Source organism: Longimicrobium sp. (genome assembly GCF_036388275.1).
Taxonomy (GTDB): Bacteria; Gemmatimonadota; Gemmatimonadetes; order Longimicrobiales; family Longimicrobiaceae; genus Longimicrobium.
The window spans coordinates 62,561-84,983 of record NZ_DASVSF010000008.1 but is presented as its reverse complement, the minus strand read 5'-3'; the positions used below and the strand labels follow the sequence as shown (position 1 = coordinate 84,983).

Annotated in this window: 21 protein-coding genes; 4 read left to right on the top strand and 17 right to left on the bottom strand. The window is 69.8% G+C overall.

All coding sequences use genetic code 11. The annotated features are described in order from the left end of the window. Nucleotides 1–95 precede the first annotated feature (95 nt). Nucleotides 96–980, top strand: a complete 885-nt coding sequence (locus tag VF632_RS02990) for an Abi family protein (protein ID WP_331021358.1) — start codon at nt 96–98, stop codon at nt 978–980. Between the two features lie 28 nt (nt 981–1,008). On the opposite strand, the gene VF632_RS02985 is transcribed toward VF632_RS02990, so the two are convergent. Continuing rightward, complete coding sequence (locus VF632_RS02985; protein WP_331021357.1) at nt 1,009–1,491, bottom strand: mobile mystery protein A; 483 nt, start codon at nt 1,489–1,491, stop codon at nt 1,009–1,011. A 189-nt stretch (nt 1,492–1,680) separates the two neighbouring features. Then, nucleotides 1,681–2,517, bottom strand: a complete 837-nt coding sequence (locus tag VF632_RS02980) for a helix-turn-helix domain-containing protein (protein WP_331021356.1) — start codon at nt 2,515–2,517, stop codon at nt 1,681–1,683. Between the two features lie 90 nt (nt 2,518–2,607). On the opposite strand from VF632_RS02980, the gene VF632_RS02975 reads away from it, so the two are divergent. Further along, nucleotides 2,608–2,790 (top strand): hypothetical protein, encoded by a 183-nt coding sequence (locus VF632_RS02975; protein WP_331021355.1) that lies wholly within the window; start codon nt 2,608–2,610, stop codon nt 2,788–2,790. A 436-nt stretch (nt 2,791–3,226) separates the two neighbouring features. Here VF632_RS02975 and VF632_RS02970 read toward each other — a convergent pair whose 3' ends face one another. Further along, nucleotides 3,227–4,717, bottom strand: a complete 1,491-nt coding sequence (locus tag VF632_RS02970) for a hypothetical protein (protein ID WP_331021354.1) — start codon at nt 4,715–4,717, stop codon at nt 3,227–3,229. Between the two features lie 83 nt (nt 4,718–4,800). Here VF632_RS02970 and VF632_RS02965 point away from each other — a divergent pair, with 83 nt between their 5' ends. Then, the gene (locus VF632_RS02965) at nt 4,801–5,208 is read left to right on the top strand and encodes a response regulator (protein ID WP_331021353.1); all 408 of its coding nucleotides are present in this window, start codon (nt 4,801–4,803) and stop codon (nt 5,206–5,208) included. Here VF632_RS02965 and VF632_RS02960 read toward each other — a convergent pair. From VF632_RS02960 to VF632_RS02900, 13 genes are all read right to left on the bottom strand, one after another. Continuing rightward, the gene (locus VF632_RS02960; protein WP_331021352.1) at nt 5,205–5,459 is read right to left on the bottom strand and encodes a hypothetical protein; all 255 of its coding nucleotides are present in this window, start codon (nt 5,457–5,459) and stop codon (nt 5,205–5,207) included. The two genes, VF632_RS02965 and VF632_RS02960, sit on opposite strands and share 4 nt — an antisense overlap. 611 nt (nt 5,460–6,070) lie before the next feature. Beyond that, entirely contained in the window at nt 6,071–6,688 is a 618-nt protein-coding gene (locus VF632_RS02955) for a peptidoglycan recognition family protein (RefSeq protein ID WP_331021351.1), read from the bottom strand. A gap of 498 nt (nt 6,689–7,186) precedes the next feature. Then, a complete protein-coding gene (locus tag VF632_RS02950; protein WP_331021350.1) occupies nt 7,187–8,377 on the bottom strand; it encodes a sensor histidine kinase in 1,191 nt (396 codons plus the stop codon). Nucleotides 8,378–8,715: 338 nt separating this feature from the next. Next, the gene (locus VF632_RS02945; RefSeq protein ID WP_331021349.1) at nt 8,716–9,051 is read right to left on the bottom strand and encodes a hypothetical protein; all 336 of its coding nucleotides are present in this window, start codon (nt 9,049–9,051) and stop codon (nt 8,716–8,718) included. A 61-nt stretch (nt 9,052–9,112) separates the two neighbouring features. Continuing rightward, nucleotides 9,113–10,522, bottom strand: a complete 1,410-nt coding sequence (tnpC, locus tag VF632_RS02940; protein ID WP_331021348.1) for an IS66 family transposase — start codon at nt 10,520–10,522, stop codon at nt 9,113–9,115. A 177-nt stretch (nt 10,523–10,699) separates the two neighbouring features. Next, nucleotides 10,700–12,376 (bottom strand): DNA repair protein RecN, encoded by a 1,677-nt coding sequence (gene recN, locus VF632_RS02935; RefSeq protein ID WP_331021347.1) that lies wholly within the window; start codon nt 12,374–12,376, stop codon nt 10,700–10,702. Between the two features lie 504 nt (nt 12,377–12,880). Further along, on the bottom strand, nt 12,881–14,254 hold the full coding sequence (gene mgtE / locus VF632_RS02930) for a magnesium transporter (RefSeq protein WP_331021346.1): 1,374 nt from the start codon (nt 14,252–14,254) through the stop codon (nt 12,881–12,883). Nucleotides 14,255–14,303: 49 nt separating this feature from the next. Beyond that, nucleotides 14,304–14,756, bottom strand: a complete 453-nt coding sequence (gene ybeY, locus VF632_RS02925) for an rRNA maturation RNase YbeY (RefSeq protein ID WP_331021345.1) — start codon at nt 14,754–14,756, stop codon at nt 14,304–14,306. Further along, entirely contained in the window at nt 14,749–17,043 is a 2,295-nt protein-coding gene (locus tag VF632_RS02920) for an HDIG domain-containing metalloprotein (protein WP_331021344.1), read from the bottom strand. Before VF632_RS02920 ends, ybeY begins: the two co-directional genes overlap by 8 nt. Then, nucleotides 17,040–18,035 (bottom strand): PhoH family protein, encoded by a 996-nt coding sequence (locus VF632_RS02915; RefSeq protein ID WP_331021343.1) that lies wholly within the window; start codon nt 18,033–18,035, stop codon nt 17,040–17,042. Before VF632_RS02915 ends, VF632_RS02920 begins: the two co-directional genes overlap by 4 nt. Nucleotides 18,036–18,156: 121 nt before the next feature. Beyond that, a complete protein-coding gene (aspS, locus tag VF632_RS02910; protein WP_331021342.1) occupies nt 18,157–20,028 on the bottom strand; it encodes an aspartate--tRNA ligase in 1,872 nt (623 codons plus the stop codon). Continuing rightward, a complete protein-coding gene (locus VF632_RS02905) occupies nt 20,025–20,414 on the bottom strand; it encodes a VanZ family protein (protein WP_331021341.1) in 390 nt (129 codons plus the stop codon). Before VF632_RS02905 ends, aspS begins: the two co-directional genes overlap by 4 nt. Continuing rightward, nucleotides 20,414–20,872: a PTS sugar transporter subunit IIA gene (locus VF632_RS02900; RefSeq protein WP_331021340.1), complete on the bottom strand. Its 459-nt coding sequence runs from the start codon at nt 20,870–20,872 to the stop codon at nt 20,414–20,416. The genes VF632_RS02905 and VF632_RS02900 overlap by 1 nt, the downstream gene beginning before the upstream one ends. 177 nt (nt 20,873–21,049) lie before the next feature. Between VF632_RS02900 and rlmN the strand changes: the two genes are divergently transcribed. Beyond that, nucleotides 21,050–22,150 carry a 23S rRNA (adenine(2503)-C(2))-methyltransferase RlmN gene (gene rlmN, locus VF632_RS02895; RefSeq protein ID WP_331021339.1) on the top strand — a complete coding sequence of 367 codons (1,101 nt, stop codon included), beginning with the start codon at nt 21,050–21,052 and terminating at the stop codon, nt 22,148–22,150. Nucleotides 22,151–22,189: 39 nt separating this feature from the next. Here the strand turns inward: rlmN and VF632_RS02890 are convergent, their stop codons facing one another. After that, entirely contained in the window at nt 22,190–22,423 is a 234-nt protein-coding gene (locus tag VF632_RS02890) for a hypothetical protein (protein ID WP_331021338.1), read from the bottom strand.

Below are 22,423 nucleotides of genomic sequence, written 5' to 3'. Positions count from 1 at the left end.
GTTAGGTTGTACCTCAACAATAGCCCCCACGCTTAGTCGCGGTCACCTTGGTGCCGCGAATGCGCACCAGGGGGCTTTTTCTTTCCGGTTCACCCGTGGCCAAGGTTCCTTACACCAAGCCCGCGCTTCCGCCCGCGCAGCTACTGGCCCACGTCGTCTCCCGCGGGCTGGTTGTTCCAAACCCTGTCGAAGCGCTGCATGCGTTGGAGTACGTTGGGTACTACCGGCTGCTCATCTACATGCGGCCGTATCAGAGCACAAATCCCGCAACGGGCGTTCGGCACTTCGCGGCGGGTACGACCTTCGACCATGTACTGAGCCTCTACAGGTTCGACCGAGAACTTCGCCTGCTCTGCCTGGACGCGGTCGAGAAAATTGAGGTCGCACTTCGCGCCGCTGTAATCAGCCAGGTAGCGGTCCCGGCAGGACCGCATTTCTATCTGGATCCTGCTCACTTCGAACGGCTCGACCCATTCGTCGTCTTCTACCAGACCACACGGCGTGAAGATCGCCACCTGGCAGTGAAGCACTACCTTAGGCAGTACAGCACGCCGGATTCCCCTCCCATCTGGGCGGTGATGGAAGCGCTGACGTTCGGCGCTCTGTCGCGCCTGTATTCCGGGCTCGCGCTCAAGCACCGGAAGGCGGTAGCGCTCAGGTTCGGCTACGACGAGACCGTACTGGCTTCCTGGTTCCGCTCGATCAACCTCGTCAGAAACATCTCCGCACACCACAGCCGCCTCTGGAACTCCCCGATGCACGTGGACCAGCCCCTGGCGGCAAAGAAGCTGCGGTCCGAGATGACGCCCACGGATCGATTGTACGCGCGGCTTATCGTCCTCGGCGCACTGTTGGAAGCGGTCGACCCGGGGTCGGACTGGAAGCAGCGCCTGGTAGGCTTGGTGAAGCACTACCCTACCGTGCCATTGGGCCTGATCGGTATGCCTGCCGGGTGGGAAAACTCGCCGTTCTGGACCTGAGTCATGCCTCTGAAGGCACGTTCAATCCTCAGAGGTCATCGGGGAGCGTCCACACCAGCGAGGGTGTCAGGCGCAGCTGCTCCTCGATGTGCCGTATCCGCATCTGGCTCGCTGCGTCTCCGGTCGCCTGGTTCTCCAGCCTCATCGTGTGGTCTACCTGGCGGGCAAGATGACGGGCTGCACGGCTGATCCGGTCCTCTACCGTGGCGACCAGCGGCTGCCGGGGAACGAGGACGTAGTGCAGATCGGCACCGAGGGCGTCGGCGGCCTGGCGCAGCGCCTTCAGCGTCACCGCCTCGTCCATCTCACGCTGTTCCAGTTGCCCAGCCGCCTGTGCGGTGATCCCGAGCCGGGCGCCGAGGTCCTGCTGCCGCATTCCCAACGACGTGCGCAGCAGGCGAATCCAGCCGCCCTTCGGAGTGGCGAGAAGCCCCGCCTGCTCTCGCAGCGCCGAAAACCGGCGCTCCGTCTGCTGGCCGGCCAGGCTGGTCATCAAGTTGGTCTTCAGCATCGTTGTTCCCCTGAAACACGCACATGTCTGAGCTGTGAAGAAAGATATAACTTTCTCTGTTTCAGGTAAAGATAAAGGTATTGCTTTCTTGGTAGAACGCAGCCACCGCCCCGGGGCGGGTGTGCCCCCGGAGCGCTGGCTGTGTTATCTCCCCCCCGTGCCTGCTGCCCGTCGTTTGACGCGGTCTGTTCAAATCGTGGGTTCGCGGATGCGCGCCTCGCGGCGGCTTTCGCGCAGGTGCCAGAGCTCGTCGCGGAACACCTCGAACGCCGTCGTGAACGTTTGCGCGCGGGTGGCCGAGGGCGCGCCCGTAAAGTTCTCGACGGCGCGCTTGAGCGCCGTGTCGTCGCTGTAGCCGCAGCTTTCCGCCACGTTGCGCACCGTGCGGTTGGCTTCTTCCAGCAGCGTCAGCGCCAGCAGCACCCGCATCCACCCCAGCAGCCGCCGCGGCGTGGGAAGCCCCAGCTCGGCCGTCCAGTCGGCCACGGTGCGCTCCTGAACGGCAAAGATGGACGCCAGCACCTCCCGCCCGCCCCCGTCCACCACCGTTTCGGCAGTCGCGCGCAGGAGCGTACGCGCGTGCTCGCTCACCCACACGGGGAGCTGCGCCTCGATCCGGCGCTTCAGCGGGCGCGCGTGGGCCCGGCGCAGGGTGGGGTGCATGGAGGCGAAGGTGCGCTCCAGGTCCAGGTTCACCACCTCGCTGATCCCCGTGGCCAGCGCCGCGCGCAGGTGCTCGGCGCTCGCCGCGCGAAACGAGAGCGCCACCACCGCCGGTACGGAGGGCGTGGCGCGCATCAGCTGCTCCAGCGCCTGCAGCGCGCCGTCGCCCGGCTCGGTGCGCACCAGCAGCACCGTGCTGGGCGGCGCCGACTGGGCCTGCTCCGCCAGCTCGGCCCAGGTGGCGCACCGGCGCACCCGGTAGCGCCCTGCGGTCGATATGTGGTCAAAGTGGTCAGACAGGAGCAGCGCCGTCCGGGTGGCGTGGTCCACCAGGCCGGGAGGCGGAACGACGGGCGACTTCATTTCGGGCGTCTGATGTGTTGCACGTGGGTTGGGGACCGCGTATCCTGGGTTGACCACTTTGCCCACTTATCACGATCCTGGGAGACTCTCATGCACCGATTCACGTTCTGCGCCGCCGTGCTGGTGGCGCTCGCCGCGTGCGGCTCGGACGAGCCCCTGCATCCCTCCACCGCTGCGCCTGCCACGGAGGCATCCACGTCCGGATCGTCTCCGGCCGACTCGACGACGGCCAGGCCGGGCGCCGGCGGCATCATGATCGGCGGAGCGGGCTGATGTCTTCGCCGCGCTGTGTCGAACTCGGGTAGGTAGCGTCCATCCCAACCACCGGGACGGCGTGTCAGGAGCGAGCGAGGTCAGGGGGTGGGGCGGGTGCCCTCATTTCGTGCACCTGATGTGTTGCAAGTGGACAGGGGAACCGTGCATCTTAGATGGCTCCTTCATCCACTTCAAGCACCTCTCGCGGAGGCACCTATGCGCCGATTCACCATTTCCGCCGCCCTGCTGCTCGTCCTCGCCGCGTGCGGCTCGGACGTGCCCACGGCCCCGTCCACTTCTCTCCGTGCTTCGGGGGCATCCGCATCCGAGCTGGTGGGGGACACGCTTCCCCCGCCGCCGCCCCCGCCCTCCAACACGACGTCAGCCGGGACGTCGGAAGCGACTTCCGCTCAGTCGCCTGGCGGGATCATGATGGGCTCCGGTACCTAAGCCCTCAGTCCTGAGCGCCCTGGGCATCCGCGTGACCCGCGGGTGCCCACCGCTGCTCGATGAGGGAGCGCGCGAGTTGGCCGGCGAGATCGTTGGCCTTGGGGCGCGCGACTCCGCCCGAACGGAGTTGGTGATCCACCGCCTGCCGATGCTTGAGGTTGTCGAGCGCGGCTTCGGCTTTCGCGAGCGTGTCTCCTTCGCGCAGGGTCTCGGCGGCCGCATACGCTGTGGTCAGAGCCCGCTCTGCCTGCTCCCACAGCCCGAGGCTCAGGGCACCGAGGCCGAGTTCCAGCGGAGCCGCGGCGCGGAGGTTCTCGACTGCTCCGCTATCCAGCAGTTCCCAGGCTTCGCCCCACGCGACGAAGAAGGCCTCGCTTTCACCGACCGCACCGGCAGCGCGTGCGGTCGTCGCTGCAACGCGAAGGCGCTGAACTGGATCTTCGAAGCGCCCTTCCATCTCCCGCAGGACGCTGAACGCTCTCGTGAAGTGCCCCTGCTGGGTCCAGAAGTATGCGGCGTCGAATGCCAGCCTGAACAGCCCCGGGTCGGTGGATCCGTAGGCGGTCGCTGCCTGCCGCGCGTACCCCTCGGCTTCGTCGAACTGGCCAGCGTAGGTGGAAACGACGAACAGATCGTGAAGCGCCTTGGGAATCCACTCCGCCAGCCGGTGCCGCTTCGCCACGCGCAGGGCCGACTTCAGCGTCTCGCGCGCTCCCGGCAGGTCTCCCGCGAGCACCCGCAGGTTTCCGGCGCTGATGGTGGCGATCGCCTGCACTTCGGCATCGCCCGTCCACACGGCTACCCTGCGCGCCCGCTGAAACCACTGGCCCGCCTGCGGCGCCTGGCCCCGCTCGCGGAACAGGCACCCCGTCATCCACGCCATGCGTGCGTTGTTGGGCCAGGCGGCGGCGGCGGCTTCGGCGAAGGCCAGGGCGGTGCCGTGCGCGTCGTGTCCGATTGCCCAATCGGTAATGGCCAGGCACGCCCTGGCCAGCCGCGGCACGTCGACGTCGTCGGGGCGGCACATTTCGCCCGCGATCACCCCCACCGGCGCCCACAGCGCCTCATCCACCCCCTCGGTGGTGAGAACCTGCGCCTCCCACGCGCGCATGCCTTCGTCGTCGAACAATTCGCCGCTGTCCGCCGCGCCCTCGGCCCAGGCCATCACCATGCGCAGCGCCTGGAACAGGTGAATCGAGAACGGCGTGGGCGCCTCGAACATGATCACCGCGCCCAGCACCTCCGGCCCGGGCACCGCCAGGGGAAACGCAAAGTCGAGCGGTGCGGGCGGCAGCTCGGCGCTGCTCTGGTGTCGCTGAGTGGCCATCAATGATTGCACCCGGTGGGGGAACATGCCACAGCGCCCCAGGACGGGCGCCAGTATCCGCCGCTTAGTGTACTTCGTGGCGTCGCGTGCGTCTACAGCTTCTAATGAGGGTTCGTCGCAGCCGGTGCAACGAAACGCAATCTGTCGACAATCTTGCGTTCGCGCCACGCGCCGTGCGTTCCCTTGCCATCCCGCCGCCGGGGCGCCACAATCGGGGGGCGATACGCGTGCTTCCCTGAAGGCTTTGCAAGATGTCTGAACAGACCCGGATCCTCCTGGTGGAGGACAATCCCGACAACCACGAGATCTTTCGTACCATCCTGGAGCACTTCGGGTTCGAGGTCCATCACGCGTGGACGGCCGAGGAGGGGCTGGAGATGGTGGGCCGCGTGGTGCCCCGGGTGATCCTGATGGACATTGGCCTTCCGGGAATGGACGGGGTGTCGGCGACGCGCATCCTGAAGTCCGATCCCGCGACGGCCGGCATTCCCGTGCTGGCGATCACCGCGCACGCCCTGACGGAAGACCGCAACCGGGCGCTGGAGGCGGGCTTCGACGCCTACCTGACCAAGCCCATCGAGCCCAAGGAGGTGGTGGCCGCGGTGATGCGCTGGACGGGCCCCCCGCAGCCGGATCCGGGGCAGGGGAGCGGCGGCTAGGGGCGGGTGGTCTGCACGGGGACGGCGTGCTCGCACAGGCGCGACAGGTCGCGGTCGGATAGCTCCTCCCACCCGGGCGGAACCTGGTAGAACCGCCGGCGCTCGTTGGCGCTCTGAAAGGTGAGCCACCCCTCGACGGCGTCTTCGTGCAGGTGCGCGCCGGCCGCTTCATCCCCCAGGCGCAGCGTGGGCTTGGTGTCCCACACCTGCCACTCGATCCCCCGCTCGTCACGGATTTCGCGCAGCGACATTCGCCTTTCCCCCTCCCGTGGGTTCCCCCCGCCCGTCCGGCCGTTTCCGCATCCTCCGTTCCCAGCGGCGCCCCGGCAAAGGCGCCCGCTCCTTCGGCGTCCTTCCTTCTTGTAGTCTGCACGCGCACCGCACCTGCCGGAAGGCGCGCGTTGTCATCCCGATGGAGCGGCCACGCCTCCTCCAGCCCCTACACGAAAGCCAGGCAGCGACTGAGGGATCCGCCACACACTCGCCCCCGCGCCCCTGAACGTCCGGTTCAGCCGAACCAGTCCCCGAATCGCGCCGCGTGCGGACGTGAGCACTGCACGGCCGAAGCCCGCGCTGTCATCCCGATGGAGCGGTCCCGGCGAGCCTGCATGCGCGCCGTGCTCCGCAGCGACTGAGGGATCCGCCACACACTCTGCCCGACGTGCCGCGGCTCGCATTCAGCGAGGCCGGTGCAGATCCGCGGTTTGCGTGTCCGTTCGCGACGACAGGAAGAGATTGGGATTGGTGAGGCCTCCGCATGCGTGTGTAATCGCGCGGTGTGTGGCGGATCCCTCAGTCGCTGCGGTCTACGGAGCAGGGGCAGGTTTTCCGTGGCCGCTCCATCGGGATGACATCGTGCGGGTCATCCGCCGGCCGCTACGGCGCGGCGCAGCTCGGGGAGGCGGCGGTACAGGTCCTGGCCCGGGCAGAGCGTCGGGGCGTTGTCCTTGTGGCCGGTGATGAGTTCCGGGGACACGCGGTAGCGGCGCGCCAGGTGGGCCACCAGCCGTCGCAGGCTCTGGTACTGCGCGTCCGTCACCGCCTCGTTCTCGAAGTTGCCCTCCAGCACCACCTGCACGTGCCCGCGCAGGTCGTACTGGGTGTTGGAGTCGCCCACGTAGCCCACCTCCCGCCCTTCGCCCACCGCGCCGTCGTAGGCGACGTAGTAGTGGTAGGGGATGTCGGCCCAGGCCTTCTTGACGCGGCCGTCGCCCAGCGTCCCTTCCTCCTGCGAAAAGCGCTGCAGGGCGCGCAGCTTGTCTGCCAGGGGGCGGGCCGGGTCCTGCGCGCCGGCGGTGTGGTGCACGGTGATGCGCACGGGCTGGTGCGGCTGCATGGGCAGCACCGGCGCGCGGGCGCCCCACTGCGCGCGGGTGACGATGGCGGGCTCGTCCGCGGGCCGTGGGGCGCCCGCGGGGCGGCAGGCGCCGGTGGCGGCGGCCGCGATCAATGCGATGGAAAGGCGGGAGAGGATGTGCATGGTCCGTTGGCGAGGGGCGGATGGATTTGGGGCCGCGCGACGCGGGGGGCTGGCTTTCGGGGGCGGAGGTGTTTACGTTGTCCACTAATCAATCACAACCACCCTTTGATGATCGCATGGACAGAGACGAGGGAAGGAACCGGGTTCCCAAGCGCCGCGGGCCCACGCCCAAGCATTTGCGCGATCCGCGCCCGGCGGGACCGCGCTGCCCAGCGCGGTGCATGGGCGGTCGCGTGCTCGGGTCCGAGAGCGGATCCATGAGTACGCTGTGCCCGCAGTGCGGCGGCAGCGGCGAGATGCTGCTGTCGGCCGCGGCGCTTTCCGAATAGGCCCTTTCCGCGCGCCGGCCGGGATTTCGCGCCCCGGCCGGCGCACGGAACGCCCGATGGCTCGCGGCGGTGCTCCCAACGGGTGCGGCCGGCTTTTCCGTCCGCGTTCGTTTGGCACCCCACTGCGAGCCTCGATGTTCCGAGGCTTCGCATCCATCGGCGCGCCGGCCTACGTGGCGGGGGTGCCGCCCGCCGCCTCGGCCGTGGTGGGCAGGTACAGGGTGAAGACCGTGCCGCGGCCGGGCTCGCTCTCCACCCAGATGTAGCCCGATGCCTGCTTTACGATGGCGTAGACGATGGAGAGCCCCAGGCCGGTGCCCTTGCCCTCGGCCTTGGTGGTGAAGAACGGGTCGAAGATGCGCTCGCGGGCGGCCGGATCGATGCCTTCGCCGGTGTCGGCGATCGTCATCACCGCGTACCGCCCCGGCAGGATCCGGAATCCCCCGCCGTCTTCCCCGGGCGGCACCTCGCGGCTGCCGGTGCTCACCCGCAGCGTTCCCCCCGCTGGCATGGCGTCGCGCGCGTTGGCGGCCAGGTTCATCACTACCTGGTCGATCTGGCGCGGGTCCGCCACCACGTGCAGCGGCCCCGCCGACAGCTCCGCCTGCACCTTGATCGCCTGCCCGATCAGCCTTCCGGAAAGCTGAAGCGCGTCGCGGACGGCGGCGTTCAGCTCTACCCGCTGCGGCTGCACGGCGTTGATGCGGCTGAAGCCCAGCAGCCGCCGCGCCAGTGCGCTTGCCGCGTCCAGCGCGTGCAGGGCCAGGCCCAGGTCGTCGTGCGCCGGCGTATCGCGGGAGAGCTGCTGCCGGGCCATGTCGGCGTTGCCGCGGGCCACCGTCAGCAGGTTGTTGAAGTCGTGGGTGATGCCGCTGGTCAGCCGGCCGATCACCTCCAGGCGGTCGGCGTGCTGCAGCTGCTGCTCCAGCAGGTGGTTCTGCGCCTGCAGCCGCCGCTGAAGGAAGTGCACGTCGAGCACGTTGCCCACGCGCAGCAGCGCCTCGTCTGGCTCGAAGGGCTTGGCGATGAAGTCGCGGGCGCCGCCCTGGAAGGCGCGCCGCCGCGCTTCGGGCGTTGCGTCGCCGGTGAGCACCAGCACGGGCGGCATGCGGGTGCTGGGCAGCGCCGCGAGCTGGTCCAGCACCGCATAGCCGTCCAGGTGCGGCATGTGAAGGTCCAGCAGCAGCAGGTCCGTCGCGCGCTCGGCCACCCGCGCGGGCACCGTGCGCGGGTCGGCCGTGGTTTCCACCGATCGGTACCCCGCGCTGGCGAGAATGCGCGAGAGCAGGTGCAGGTTGGCGGGCTCGTCGTCCACCACCAGCAGGCGGGCGTCGGGATGCGCGGCGGGCGGCAGGGTCATGAAGGGTCCTTCAAAGTATGCGGCGGGGTCCAGGCCAGGTTCGGGAGCTCCCGGAAGCGACGTCCCGATGCCCGATTTCACGGGCGGGGCGAATCCCTCAAAATATCGGTGTTAGGCTGGAAAGGAAACGTTGAGATCGTAACGATCCGCTGGACATGATCTGCTCGCGCCTGGAGGCCAGCAGTTACGCGCGCGGCAGGCTCGCACCTGTCCGGCTGTGAAGGCATGAAACGGACGCACGGCAAAGGAGCCACGCGTCCATTGTTACCTTGGTTCCGGGTTAGCCGGGTGCTGCGCAGCACCAGAACGCGCCCTCCCGCCAGCACCGTACGCCCGGCTCACTCCTGCGATTCGCATCCAACTCCGTCATTGTCGGCATCGAGCCGGTGCGGATCGGCGCCGGGCACGCTCACCGGGCGCCCTACGTCAGGGCAATCGAGATCGTAGCCGTTCCACGCTGGGTACTCTGCGAGCCCCTCGTCCGGCGACGGGACATCACGCACCAGCGTGGATGTCTCCTCGTCGATGGGCTCCGGGACGGCTTCGTATGTAGTCGGCGCGGTCGTGAGCTGCCCAGGGCTCGCGACCAACGTATTCACCTGCGTATCAACAGCGATCTCCACCCGATCGGGGCCGCAGGCAAGCAACGCACTACCCATCAGAAGCATCAGCACTGCAGCGTCTCGTCGCATCATAAACAACTCCCCATTCAAGCTAAGGACAAATCGTAACCGTTCAGGTGGCAGCAGCCAGGAGCTTGGGTGCAGCGTTGCCGGAGCGCAGGGCGGCGATGGAAAGAGCAATGAAGTCGAGCGGGTGCACCTTCTGCTGCTGGCAGGTGGCGCTGACCGAGAGGATCCGCTCGGCATAGCGGAGCCCTGCTTCGCTCTGGTTGCCGAAGCAGCCCTTCCTCCATAGCACGGCTTTTCGCAGCGCCCGCTCCGCCGCGTTGTTGGTCAACTCGATCGGCTCGTCCAGGAAAGTCCACAGCGACGGCCAGAGCTTCAGCAGGTTGCGGCTCAGTCCCGCCACCCGCCTGTTGATTGATTTCTCCCCGCGTTCCACCAGGCCCCGGAAGGATGCCTGGATCGGGCTCATCTCGCGTTTGAGCCCCTCCCTGTCCAGGCTCCCTTCCCGGAACTTTCGCCATCGTTCGAATACCCGGTCGCACACCTTTTCGCCCGCGGCCGCGAACTCCGCCGCCTTCCCGCCCCGCAGCCCCAGCTTTCTGAAGTTCCTCGGCAGGTGAGCCCAGCAGAGCTGCCGCCAGTCGTAGATCTGGTACGCACACCAGCGGTCGCTGCTGACGATCCCGCCGAAGTCGCCCAGGAACTTCTTCAACTCAGCCGCGCCCCGGCTCCGGCCCAGGTGGAACGCCGTCGCGCGCTGCGCCACCCCGACCCACAGCCACATCTTCTTCCCACAGAGCTTCCAGGGCGTCTCATCCACGCCCGCCCATCCACTCGATCTCACCTCCGAGTGCGCCTCGCGGTATGCCGCTTCCAATGCGGCACTCGTCTCCTGCGTGCATGCCTCACTACTGCCCAGCGACGGTGCCGGCACGTCCAGCAGACGACTCAGCAGGTCCACCGTAGACCGGCGGCTCAGCCGGTAGTGCCCGGCCAGCAGCCCCGCCAGCGCCGTGAGCCGCGGCCCGAAGTGCTTGCCGCCCACTTCCGCCGGCAGTGGTGCACGCGTCAGCTTCGAACACTTCGGGCAGCGCAGGCACACCATCCGGTGCTCCTTTACCTCCGCGCGAATCGGGGGAAGCTCCACCACCTGGTGCGCGTGTACCGGCCGGCCTTCCTCCGCCTCCGCCAGCGAGTGCCCGCAATGCCCGCACGCCTCCGGTACGTGCTCGATCTGCTCCACCCGCTCCGGCGGGAGCAGTGCGCGATGGTGGCCGCGGTGCCCCGGCTGCCCGCCGCGCTTCCTCCCCTTCGGCTTCTTCCCGGGGCGGACCACACCGGGAGGATCCGACGACGGGGGTTTGGACGAGTTCGTTGAGTTCTGCGCCAGCCGCGCCTCCAACTCGCGCACCCGCTCCTCCAGCAGGGCGACGGTCGCCTCCAGCCCCCGAATCGCCGCGCGCACTGCGGGCGAGAGGACTTCACCAGCCGCCTCCAGCTGCTCTATGATGCTCATGGGCCACAATATGTAGTGCTCATGTGAACAAAGTCTACAGTTTTGTACAACCCACTGAACGGTTACTTCGCTGCAACAACCACACGAAGTCCACCTTCGTGGACTGGCCTGCTTCCGTGGATCGGACGGCTGGTGGCACGCCCGGGCCTCGCCGACACCGCCGGCGGCAGCCAACCTTTACACCCCCACGCCACGCTCCAGCAGTTCGCGGGCGTGCTCCAGCGACACGGCACTCTCGGGGTCGCCGCCCAGCATCCGGGCGATCTCCTGCACGCGGTCGGCCGACTCCAGCGGCGTCACCTCGGTGGTCGTGCGGCCGTCGCGCTCGCCCTTGCGCACCAGCAGGTGCACGTGGGCGCGGCTGGCGATCTGGGGAAGGTGCGTGATGGCGAACACCTGGTGAGTGCCCGCGACCTCCCTCATCTTGTCTCCCACCTGCAGCCCCACCCGCCCGCCGATCCCCGCGTCCACCTCGTCGAACACCAGCGTGGGCACCGAGTCCAGCCGCGCCAGGATGGTCTTCAACGCCAGCATGATGCGCGACATCTCGCCGCCCGACGCCACGTGCGACAAGGCCTTGGGCTCGAACCCGCGGTTCAGCGACACGCGGAACTCCACCTCCTCGGCCCCGAACGCGCCTGCCTGGGCCAGCGGAACGCGCTCCGCGCGAAACACCGCGCCGTTGCTCATCCCCAGCTCGGGGAGCACGGCGCTCACCTCCGCCGACAGGCGCTCCATGGCGGCCTCACGCGCGGCGGTCAGGCTGGCGGCGGCCGCGGCGAGCGCCTCTTCGGCGGCGGCGAGCTTCTTCTTCAATCCCCCGAGCTCCCACTCGGCGCCCTCCACCAGGTCCAGCTCCGCCCGGGCGCGCCGGCCCACCTCGATCACCTCGTCCAGCGTCTGCCCGTACTTGGACTTCAGGCGAAACACCAGGTCCTGCCGGCGGCGGATCTCTTCCAGGCGCCGCGGGTCGTGCTCGATGGTGGAGTTGTACCGCTCCATCCGCTCGCCCAGCTCCTGCAGCGAGTAGTAGACGGTGTCGTACAACTCGCGGACGTCCTCCTGGGCCGGGTCGATGCGCACGAGGCTGTCGATTTGCCGCCGCAGGCTACCCACCTCGTGAAGCAGCGCGCGCTCGGAGCCGCTGACCGCGTCGGCCAGTCCGCCCGAGAGCGCTTGCAGCTCTTCGGAGTGGCTGAGCCGGCGTGCTTCGTCCTCCATCTCCTCCTCTTCGCCCGGCTTCAGCGACACCGCCTCGATCTCGTCGGCCTGAAAGCGCAGGAAGTCCGCGCGCTGGGCCGCATCCCGCCGCCGCGTGTCGAGCTCGGAAATGTCGCGGCGCAGGGCCACGGCCTGGCGGTGCGCCTCGCGAACGGCGGCAAGCAGATCGCCGTGGCCGCCGTACGCATCGAGGATCGCCCGCTGCTCGTCGCGCTTCAGCAGCGTCTGGTGCTCGTGCTGGCCATGCAGGTCCACCAGTGCACGTCCCAACTCGCCCAGCACGGCGGCGGTCGTGGGGGATCCGTTCACCCACGCGCGGTTGCGGCCGGCGGCGGCCACCTCGCGCTTCAGCACCAGCACGCCGTCCTCGTCGGGATCGATGCCGCGCTCGTCCAAGATGCGGTCCACGTCCTCGCGCCCGGCGACGTCGAACACGCCCTCGACGGAGGCCCGGTCCTCACCCGCACGCACCACGTCGGCGGACGCACGCTCGCCCAGCAGGAGCGAAAGCGCGCCCACGATGATGGATTTGCCCGCGCCTGTTTCGCCGGTGAGCACGTTGAGCCCCGGACCCAGCCGAACCGAAAGCCGGTCGATCAGCGCGAAGTTGCGGATCCGCAGCTCGGAAAGCATGAGCGAAGATACACCGAAGATGGACGGTGTTCAAGAGGGATGAACAGACAGTGCGTGAGTGCGTCAGCGCGCTTGAAAACCCGTACGGCACATCCGCCGCTCGCCACGCGCGCTCTACCTGCCCGTGCAGTCCGCGAAGGCGGACTTCGTGAAGTTCCAGCCGCGGTTTCAACCGCCCGGGCAGAGGCCGAGGCCTCGGGTACAATGCCCGCCTACGCGACGACGGGAGGAGGGCCCCAGGAAACCCGTGGCCTCCACATTCGTCACCGCTGCCGCGCCCAAGCGATTACGCATCCGCCGTTAGATCCTTCGGCCCGCGTGGTTCGGCGGACAGGCAGGTCCGGTGCGCCTGGGCCTCAGGATGACAGGGCTCGTCGCCACGCCGACTAGATGCACCGTCCCGAGCCTGGTGTGTACCCCCTCTCCCACGCTGTTTGTGGGAGAGGGTGGCACGCGTGTCAGCGCGGCCGGGTGAGGCCCCCACGGCAGCCGAGGACCCACCACCTACATCAAAAACTTCGTCGCCAGCCCAAGCAGCAGAAAGAACCCGCACATGTCTGTGAACGCGGTCACGAAGATGGACGAGGCCACCGCCGGGTCAACCTTGAATCGCTCCAGCATGATGGGCACGAACGCCCCCGCGAAGCTGCCTACGGTCAGGTTCATCCACATGGCCAGCATCACCACCATTCCCACCAGGGGATTCCCCTCCAGCGTCCACGCCAGCCCCGAAACGATCAACCCGATCACCAGGCCGTTGCCCAGCCCCACCAGCAGCTCCTTGCGGACGATGGACCAGCGCTGCTCCGCCGTTTCCGTCGAAAGCGCCAGGCGGCGGATGGTGACCGCCAGCGCCTGCGTGCCGCTGTTGCCGCCCAGCCCCGCCACCATCGGCATCAGCACGGCCAGAAAGGTCAGCGCCTGGATGGTCTCCTCGTACACCAGCACCACCGTGGCGCCCGCGGCGGCGGTGCACACGTTCAGCATCAGCCACGGGAGGCGCGAGCGCACCGCGTCCCACCATCCGCCGCGGATCTCCTCCTCGCCGGACACGCCGACGAACTTCAGGATGTCCTCGGTGGTCTCGGCCTCGATGACGTCGATCACGTCGTCGAAGGTCACGCCGCCCAGCAGCCGCCCCGCCGTGTCGACGACGGGGACGATGGTCAGGTTGTAGCGCGACACGATGCGCCCCACCTCTTCCTGGTCGGTGTCGGGGAGCACCACCGCGATGGGCTCGTTCACCATCCCGTGCACCGGCGTGTCCGGGTCCGCCGTCACCAGCGAGTTCAGCGACACGGTGCCCTGCAGCACCTCGTGGTCGTTTACCACGAACACCAGGCCGTAGAACTCGGCCATGTTCTGCGCCTGGCGCCGCACCTCGGCGATGGCCTGCATCGCGGTAAGCCCCGTCCCCACGATCACGAGCTCGCCCGTCATGATGCCGCCGGCCGACTCTTCGTCGTAGGCCATCAGGTCGCGGATGTCGCCCGCGTCCTCGTGCGACAGCGCCGCCAGCACGCGGTCGCGGTCTTCCGGGCCCATCTCGCCGATCATGTCGGCCGCGTCGTCGTCCGAAAGCTCGGCTACGACGGCGGCGATGTCGTGCGGGTCCAGCGCGGCCAGCGACTCTTCCGGATGCTCGTCGGGCTCCATCTCCGACAGCGCGTCGGCGGCCAGCCCGGGGTCTTCCGGCGCCAGGGCCGACAGCACGCGCACGCGGTCGTCCTCGTCGAGCTGCTCCAGCAGGTCGGCGATGTCGGAGCCGTGCGAGAAGGTGTCGAGAAAGGCGTGCAGCGCAGAGTCGTCGCCCGCCTCCAGCAGCTCGTGGAGGTGGTCGATGGGATCCAGGTCGCTGGCGGCGGACATCGCCGTCATCAGGTCATCACGTGTGTATCGAAGTGGTGAACGGGGCCGGCGGAAGGCGTCACGCGCCCGCGCCGCCGGACAGGAACTCGCGAAGCAGCGCCTCCTGGCGCCGGAACATCTCCGAATCGGCGCGGCCCTCGCCCTCCGGGTGCTCGTACCCCAGCACGTGCAGGGTGCCGTGCATGGCCAGGCGCAGCAGCTCCTCTCCAGGGTCCGCACCCAGCTCCGCCGCCTGCCGCGCCGCCTGCTCCACCCCCAGGTACACGTCGCCCAGCGGCGGCTCGCCCGAGCCGTTCAGGTTGAACGAGATCACGTCCGTAGCCCAGTCGTGGTCCAGCCACTCCCGGTTGAGCGCGGTGATCTCGTCGTCGCCCACCAGCGCGACGGAAACCTCGCCCTCGGCGACCCCCTCGGCGCGCAGCACGTGGCGCACGGCGGCCTCGATGCGCTCCGCGTCCACCGCGGGCACCAGCCCCTCGCCTACGCTCACCTGGACGTCGATCTCATCCATGCGCCACCGCGTTCGGCTGCTCGGCGCGCTCGCGGGCGCCGTTCGGCTCCGGCGCGGCCCCGCCGCCGGCCACGCCCGTGGGGTAGTCGAGGCGCTGATGATACATTCCGCTCAGCACCTTGGCGAGCACTTCGCGGGCGATGGTGATCTCGCGAAGAGTAAGCGGGCACTCGTCCAGCTGCCCCGCGGCGATCTTGCCGTCGACGATGCGGTTCACCAGCTCGCGGATGCGCTCGGGCGTGGGGTCGTGAAGCACCCGCGCCGCCGACTCCACCGAGTCGGCCATCATCACCACCGCCGTTTCGCGCGTCTGCGGCTTGGGGCCGCCGTATGAGAACTCGGCCGGGTTCAGCCGCGCCTCGGGGTCTGCGCTGCGCGCCTGCTCCATGAAGAACGAGATGGGCTGCGTGCCGTGGTGCTGGGCGATGAAGTCGCGCACGGCTTGCGGGAGCCGGTACTCCGCCGCCAGCCGCAGCCCCTCGACCACGTGGCTGCGAACGACGGCGGCGCTCATCGCGGGCTTCAGCCGGTCGTGCGGGTTGCGGCCGCGCGGCTGGTTCTCGATGAAGTACAGCGGCTTGGTGATCTTGCCCACGTCGTGGTAGTACACGCCCACCCGCGCCAGCAGCGCGTTGGCGCCGATGGCGTTGCACACCGCCTCCGCCAGGTTGGCGACTGAAATGGTGTGCGCGTACGTCCCCGGCGCCTCCAGCGACAGCCGCTGAAGCAGCGGGTGCTTGGGGTCGGCCAGCTCCATCAGCGTCTGGTTGGTGGTCACCCGGGTGAACCACTCGGCGACGGGAAGAAAGCCCATGGCCAGCAGCGTGCTGCCGATGCCGTTCACCGCGCCCCACAGCACCCCCCAGCCGATCTCCTCGGCCCCGCGGGCCCGCAGCAGCCCCACCGCCAGCACCGCCGCCGCGTACGCCAGGGCGATGACGGCGATCAGCCCCCATGCCTGGAAGCGGCGCTGCGCCATCCGCAGCCCGAAGGCCGCCGCCGCGCCCGCCACCGCCGCCTCGAAGGGAACCACCATCCCCACGAACGGCTGCTGCCCGCCCAGCAGCAGGGCCAGCACCAGGGCCAGCACCAGCGCCAGCCGCCCGCCCCACAGGACGGCCGCGACCAGCGTGGCGAAGGGGATGGGGATCAGCTCCGGGGGCAGGTCGAACCGGCCGATGGGCGATGCGATTCCCGCCACCGCCAGCACCAGCAGCCCCAGGAAGATCACCGCGCGGTCGTCGGCGTAGATCGTGGGGCGGACGATGCGGAGCAGCGCGCCCACGATCAGCAGCAGCAGCGCGTTGAAGAGCACCGCCCCGATCACCCGCGGCAGGGCGTGGCTGCCGGCCGCCTCGCCGGGATGGGCCTGCAGCGCCTCCTGGTAGGCACGCAGCCGCTGCACCTCGCGCTCGCCGATCTGCTCGCGCGCGCCCACGATCCGCTGGCCGGCCAGGATGCGCTCGCGCACCGAGTCGACCGCCGCCGAGGCGCGGGCGCGCGCCGCGCCCGTCAGCGAGGTGTTCTCGGCCAGGCTGGGGCGAAACCAGCGCACCAGCAGCAGGCGCTGCAGTTCCGCCGCGTCCACCCCCGCCTCGGCCGGCAGCCGCGCCTGGGCGGCGCGGTAGAACTGGTCGGCCGTGTACACCGAGTCGGACGGCACCAGGCGCTCGCCCCCCGCCAGCCCCCTCACCCGCACCGCCGAAATTCCCTCCGCCCCGGGCGAAGACGACGCCACGCCGCGGGGGAGCAGGTCGCGCGCGGCCTGCTCCGTCGCCGTCCGCAGCTGGGCGCGGCGCACCGGGTCGGCCAGCACCTCCAGCGCGCCGAGGGTGGTGGGGATGCGGGCCCGGTCCAGCACGCCGCGCACGGCCTGGGAAGCGCCCCCGGCGGGCGCCGCGGCCAGCGCCTGCTCCACGGCGCCGAAGAACCCGCGGACCCCGGCGACCACGCTGTCGGCCACGCCCGGCCGGTAGTCGAACACGGGGGGCACCCCGCGCGCCGCCTCGTCGCGCTCGCGGAGCAGCTCATCGGGCGACTTGGGGACGGAGAACGGCACCTGTGCGATCACCTCGTCGCGCGCCACCACCCCGCGCTCCAGCACGGGGACGTCCGCCGTCTGCGCGCCGGGAAAGAGCGCGTGCACGGCCACGGCGACCGCCAGCAGCACCCCTGCGCGCAGGCCGTGGTGTAGCACCGCGGCCATCCCGGCCGGGGGCACGGGGGCCACGGGCTCGCGCGGCGCGGCGCGGCGTTCGGGGAAGGGGCGCTCCCCGGAGGGCTTCATCCCCGCTTCTCGTCCGCGTCCGAGACTTCGCCGCGCGCCGCGTCGTACGCGCGGATGATGTCCTTCACCAGGCGGTGGCGGATCACGTCGGAGCCGCTCAGGTACGAGAAAGCGATCCCCTCGATCCCCTTGAGCACCGACTCCACCTCCACCAGCCCGGAATCTTCGCGGCGGGGCAGGTCCACCTGCGTCTTGTCGCCGGTGATCACCGCCTTGCTGTTCATTCCCAGGCGGGTGAGGAACATCTTCATCTGCGCCCGCGTGGCGTTCTGCGCCTCGTCCAGGATGACGAAGGCATCCTGCAGGGTGCGGCCGCGCATGTACGCCAGCGGCGCGATCTCGATGGACCGGCTTTCCATGGCCCGCCGCAGCCGGTCGGGCGGGATCATGTCTTCGAGCGCGTCGTACAGCGGGCGCAGGTAGGGGTCGATCTTTTCCTGCAGGTCGCCCGGAAGGAAGCCCAGGTTTTCGCCCGCCTCCACCGCCGGCCGCGCCAGGATGATGCGCTTCACCCGCTTCTTGTAGAGCGCGTCGACGGCCATGGCCACGGCCAGGTACGTCTTGCCCGTGCCCGCCGGCCCGATGCCGATGACCACGTCGTTGTTCTCGATGGCCTCCAGGTACTTGGCCTGGCCCTCGCTCTTGGGGCTCACCGTCTTCTTGGGCCCCGGCACCGTCACCCGGCCCGCCGCGTCGGCCAGGCGCCGCACGCCGTTCTCCGAGCGAGACGCGTCCAGGTAGCGCGACACGTCGTCCACTCCGAAGGGCACGCCGTTGCGCGCCATCTCCACCATGTGCTGCGCCACGGGAACCGCGCGCTCCACGTCCTGCAGGTCGCCCGAAAGCAGCAGGTGGTCGTCGCGCAGCACCACCCGCAGGTTGGCCGCCTTGCCCAGCTCCAGCAGCGTCGCGTCGTTCACGCCGCTCAGCGCCAGCGGATCGGCCCCGTCCGCCGGAATCCGGTGCTGCACCGTGTTGTTCTGATCAGCCATCTATCCTCTTGCCATGCTTCGACTTGTGCCAGCCGCGTCCTCACGCCTCCTCAACGGCGGAGGGGCGAGGATTTCCCCGCCCCTCCCTGCCGTGATACACCGACCGTGCCGCCGTGTGCGCCTATCCGGCGGCGGGCTCGCGCACGCGCACGTGCACCTCCGCCAGCTGCTCGTCGGCGATGGCCGTGGGGGCGTTTTCGAACGCGGCGCGGGCGCTGGTGGTCTTGGGAAAGGCCACCACGTCGCGCAGGCTCTGCGCACCCGCCAGCAGCATCACCAGCCGGTCGAAGCCGAACGCGAACCCCGCGTGCGGCGGCGCGCCGAACCGGTACGCCTCGAGCAGAAACCCGAACTTGGCCTGCGCCTCGTCCGGCCCGATTCCCATGGCGGTGAACACCGCCTGCTGCACCTCGGGAACGTGGATGCGCACGGAGCCGCTCGCCAGCTCGTTGCCGTTGTACACCGCGTCGTACGCCCGCGACCGCAGCCCCATCCGGTACAGCTCGCGCGCCGCGTCGCCCGAGGGCGTACCGTCGGCGGTGGCGGCGACGATGGCCTGCACCGCGTCGTCCGCCGGCATGCTGAAGGGGTTGTGCGCGTACACCAGCCGGCCGTGCTCGGCGTCCCAGTCAAAGACGGGAAACTCCGTCACCCACAGCCAGGCGTGGCGGCTCTCGTCCAGCAGCCCCAGCTTGCGTCCCAGGTGCCGGCGCAGCTCGTCCAACGCGCCGTCCAGCTCCGGCCCCGCTGCCTCGCCCTCGCCGCGGAAGTGGCCGACGACGGCCACGAACAGGTCGCCCGCCTCCACCCCCGACGCTTCGTAGAAGGCGTTCGCACGCCCCTCGTCCAGCGCCTTGGCGAACTGCCCCGACAGCCCGTCGTCCCCGCGCTTCACCCAGAGCGCGCCCGCCGCGCCGCCGCGCCGCGCCACCTCCTGCAGCTCGTCAAGCTCCTTGCGCGACAGCCGCGCCCCGCCCGGAATGCGCAGCCCGCGAATGCGCTGGGGTGTGCCCTCCGTCGCCTGGAAGATGCGGAAGTCGGCGCCGCGCAGCACCTCGGTAACGTCCACGATCTCCAGCGGAATGCGCAGGTCGGGCTTGTCGGTGCCGTACCGGCGCATGGCCTCGGCGTACGTCATCCGCGGGAAGGGCGTTTCCAGCTCCACCCCCGCCACGGCGGCAAAGACGGCGGCCATCAGCCCCTCGCCCACCCGGAACACGTCTTCCTCATCCACGAACGCCATCTCGGCGTCGATCTGCGTGAACTCCGGCTGGCGGTCGGCGCGCAGGTCCTCGTCGCGCAGGCACTTGGCGATCTGGAAGTAGCGGTCGTACCCGCTCACCATCAGCAGCTGCTTGTAGATCTGCGGCGACTGGGGAAGCGCGTAGAACTCGCCGGGATGCACGCGGCTGGGCACCAGGAAGTCGCGCGCCCCCTCGGGCGTGGGCTTGGTGAGCAGCGGCGTTTCGATTTCCAGGAAGCCCTGCCCCGACAGGTACGCCCGCGTGGCCAGCGCCGCCTCGTGGCGGATGACCAGGTTGCGCTGAAGGGCCGGCCGGCGCAGGTCCAGGTAGCGGTAGCGCAGCCGCAGCTCCTCGGCCGGCAGCTCCTCGTCGGCGGCGTAGTCCACCTGGATGGGGAGCGGCTCGGCGCGCGTCAGCACGCGAAGCGCCGTGCCGCGCACCTCCACCTCGCCGGTGGCCAGCGCGTCGTTGTGCTGGCCGTGGATGCGGGGAAAGATGGTGCCTTCCACCTGCACCACGTCCTCCGGCCCCAGCCGCCGCGCCTCGGCGAGGGCGTCGGCCGGCGTCCACGCCGGGTCGAACGACACCTGCACGATGCCCTCGCGATCGCGCAGGTCCAGGAAAACGATGCCGCCCAGGTCGCGGCGGCGGTGCACCCAGCCGGCCACGGTAACGGGGTTGCCTGCATCGGCGGCGCGCAGCGAGCCGGCTGCGCGGGTGCGGTACGCGGTGGCGAATTGGTCGGTCATGCGCCAGGGTACGGTGCGCGGGCCGGGGCCGCGCCGGCCGGCGCGCCACGGCGCACGCGCCAGCGGGAATACAGGTACACGGAAGCGGCCACCCCGGCCGCGTCGGCCACCCAGTCGAACACGTCGGGCGAGCGGCCGGGAACGAACATCTGGTGGATCTCGTCGCTGGCGCCGTACGCAACGCCCAGGAGCACCGCCAGCGCCATCGGCAGCGACGACTGGTGCACGGCGAACGCCAGGCATGCGCCCAGCACGGCGTAGGCGCCGAAGTGCAGCACCTTGTCGACGTACGGCACCTCGGGCGCGGGCAGCGTCGGCTGGGCCGACAGGCTGAAGATCACCGCCGCCCAGGCCAGCGCGGGCAGCCAGGCCAGCACACGGCCCATCAGGACGCTTCCGCCTCGGCCAGCACGGCCACGAACTCGTCGGGCGTGGCCGCGGCGGCCAGGCGCGCGCGAAAGTCGTCGCGGCGCACCATGCGAGAGATGCGGCTGAGCGCCTTCACGTGCTGTCCCCCCGCGGCCTCGGGCCCCACCAGCAGAAAGAACAGGCGCACCGGCTCCCCGTCGAGCGCGTCGTAGTCCACGGGCTGGGGCGTCACCCCGGCGGCCATCACCAGGGCGTGCACGCCGTCGCACCGGCAGTGGGGAATGGCCACGCCGCTGCCCACGCCCGTGCTCAGCACCTCCTCGCGCTTGCGCACCCCCTGCAGCACGCCCTCCTCGTCGGCCACGGCGCCGGCCTGGTGCAGCACGCCCACCAGCTCGCGCAGCAGGTCTTCCTTCGAAGCGCCCCGCAGCGGCACGCGAACCCGGTCGGGGGTGAGCAGCTCGCTCAGCAGCACAGGGAACCTCTGACACCGATAAACGTTCAGGCCACGCGCGTGGCGTGGCCGGGGGTGCGGACTTTGCAAAACCTAACGCACGCCCCACACCCCAGCAAGCGCGCGGGGAACACGGGCGCCGGTGCGGTGAATCAGCATGGTTCAGGCCCTTTGCAGCCCAGGACTAGACCCCACGGAATGATCGCCACCGCGCAGCAGACCGCCGCCGCCCCCGACCTGGTGGGCATGCTCCCCGAAGAGGCCGAGGCCGCCCTCCGGGAGCACTTCGCCGCGCGCGGCCAGCCGGGCTACCGCGTGGGCCAGGTGCTGCGCTGGGTGTACGAGCGTGGCGCCTTCGGCTTCGGCGACATGACCAACCTGCCGCAGGGGGAGCGCGCCGCCCTGGCCGAAGCCTTCTCCTTTACCGCGCCCGAGCCGGCCAAGGTGTCGCGCTCGGTGGATGGCACGGCCAAGCACCTGTGGCGCCTGGCCGACGGCGAGCTGATCGAGTCGGTGCTGATCCCCACCCCTACGCGCCTGACGCTGTGCATTTCGTCGCAGGCGGGGTGCGCCATGGCGTGCACCTTCTGCGCCACCGGATGGGCGGGCTACCGGCGCCAGCTCAGCGCGGGCGAGATCGTCGCGCAGTTCCGCGGAGCGCGCAAATGGGCGCAGGAAAACGGCTACAACGACGTCACCAACATCGTCTTCATGGGGATGGGCGAGCCGCTGATGAACCCCAAGGCGGTGTTTCCCACGCTGGCCATCCTGAACCGCGGCTACAGGTTCGGCGCGCGCCGCGTCACCATCTCCACCGTGGGGGTGGTGCCCGGCATCCTGCGCATGGCCGAGATGCCCGAGCAGTTCCGCCTGGCCGTTTCGCTGCACGCGCCCAACCACGAGCTGCGGCAGAAGCTGATCCCGCTGGAAAAGAAGTTTCCGCTCCCCGAGTTGCTGGAGGCGCTGCGCCGCTTCGACCAGGCGGGCGGAAAGCGGATCACCTTCGAGTACGTGATGATCGACGGCGTGACCGACGCGCCCGAGCTGGCGGACGAGCTTGCGGGCGTCATCCGCGAGTTCAACGCCTTCGTCAACCTGATCCCGTTCAATCCCATCCCGGGGACGGAGTGGAAGCCCAGCCGGCGCGCGCGGCTGGACTACTTCGTGGAGCGGCTGGAGCGGCAGGGGATTTCGGCGCACGTCCGCGAATCGCGCGGCAGCGACATCGCCGCCGCCTGCGGCCAGCTCCGCGCCGAGGTCACCGAGGGGCGCAAGCCGGTGCAGATCGGCTCGCTCTGATTTCCCGTGCGGCGCCGGGACACGTTCCCGGCGCCGCGCTCACGTGGCGCTGCCTGCATCCTTGAGCAGCAGGTTCTCCATCTTCAGGAGTAGCACCTCGCGTTCTCGCTCTTCGCGCTCACCCAGCCGCGCAACCTCCATCATGCACCGCTGCAGGGTGAACGTAACGTCGCGCAGCTCGCGCCGTACGTCCTGGATTTCGTCCTGCACCTGGCGCACGTCCTCGGCAAGGCCGACGCACGCCTTGGCCCAGTCGTAGACGGCTTTCCACAT

Bases quoted from the DNA above. Each gene is read 5' to 3' on its own strand.
- VF632_RS02985 (WP_331021357.1), bottom strand. From the start codon at position 1,491: ATGCTGAAGACCAACTTGATGACCAGCCTGGCCGGCCAGCAGACGGAG.
- VF632_RS02980 (WP_331021356.1), bottom strand. From the start codon at position 2,517: ATGAAGTCGCCCGTCGTTCCGCCTCCCGGCCTGGTGGACCACGCCACC.
- VF632_RS02975 (WP_331021355.1), top strand. From the start codon at position 2,608: ATGCACCGATTCACGTTCTGCGCCGCCGTGCTGGTGGCGCTCGCCGCG.
- VF632_RS02965 (WP_331021353.1), top strand. From the start codon at position 4,801: ATGTCTGAACAGACCCGGATCCTCCTGGTGGAGGACAATCCCGACAAC.
- VF632_RS02960 (WP_331021352.1), bottom strand. From the start codon at position 5,459: ATGTCGCTGCGCGAAATCCGTGACGAGCGGGGGATCGAGTGGCAGGTG.
- VF632_RS02955 (WP_331021351.1), bottom strand. From the start codon at position 6,688: ATGCACATCCTCTCCCGCCTTTCCATCGCATTGATCGCGGCCGCCGCC.
- VF632_RS02950 (WP_331021350.1), bottom strand. From the start codon at position 8,377: ATGACCCTGCCGCCCGCCGCGCATCCCGACGCCCGCCTGCTGGTGGTG.
- tnpC (WP_331021348.1), bottom strand. From the start codon at position 10,522: ATGAGCATCATAGAGCAGCTGGAGGCGGCTGGTGAAGTCCTCTCGCCC.
- recN (WP_331021347.1), bottom strand. From the start codon at position 12,376: ATGCTTTCCGAGCTGCGGATCCGCAACTTCGCGCTGATCGACCGGCTT.
- mgtE (WP_331021346.1), bottom strand. From the start codon at position 14,254: ATGACGGCGATGTCCGCCGCCAGCGACCTGGATCCCATCGACCACCTC.
- ybeY (WP_331021345.1), bottom strand. From the start codon at position 14,756: ATGGATGAGATCGACGTCCAGGTGAGCGTAGGCGAGGGGCTGGTGCCC.
- VF632_RS02920 (WP_331021344.1), bottom strand. From the start codon at position 17,043: ATGAAGCCCTCCGGGGAGCGCCCCTTCCCCGAACGCCGCGCCGCGCCG.
- VF632_RS02915 (WP_331021343.1), bottom strand. From the start codon at position 18,035: ATGGCTGATCAGAACAACACGGTGCAGCACCGGATTCCGGCGGACGGG.
- aspS (WP_331021342.1), bottom strand. From the start codon at position 20,028: ATGACCGACCAATTCGCCACCGCGTACCGCACCCGCGCAGCCGGCTCG.
- VF632_RS02905 (WP_331021341.1), bottom strand. From the start codon at position 20,414: ATGGGCCGTGTGCTGGCCTGGCTGCCCGCGCTGGCCTGGGCGGCGGTG.
- rlmN (WP_331021339.1), top strand. From the start codon at position 21,050: ATGATCGCCACCGCGCAGCAGACCGCCGCCGCCCCCGACCTGGTGGGC.
- VF632_RS02890 (WP_331021338.1), bottom strand. From the start codon at position 22,423: ATGTGGAAAGCCGTCTACGACTGGGCCAAGGCGTGCGTCGGCCTTGCC.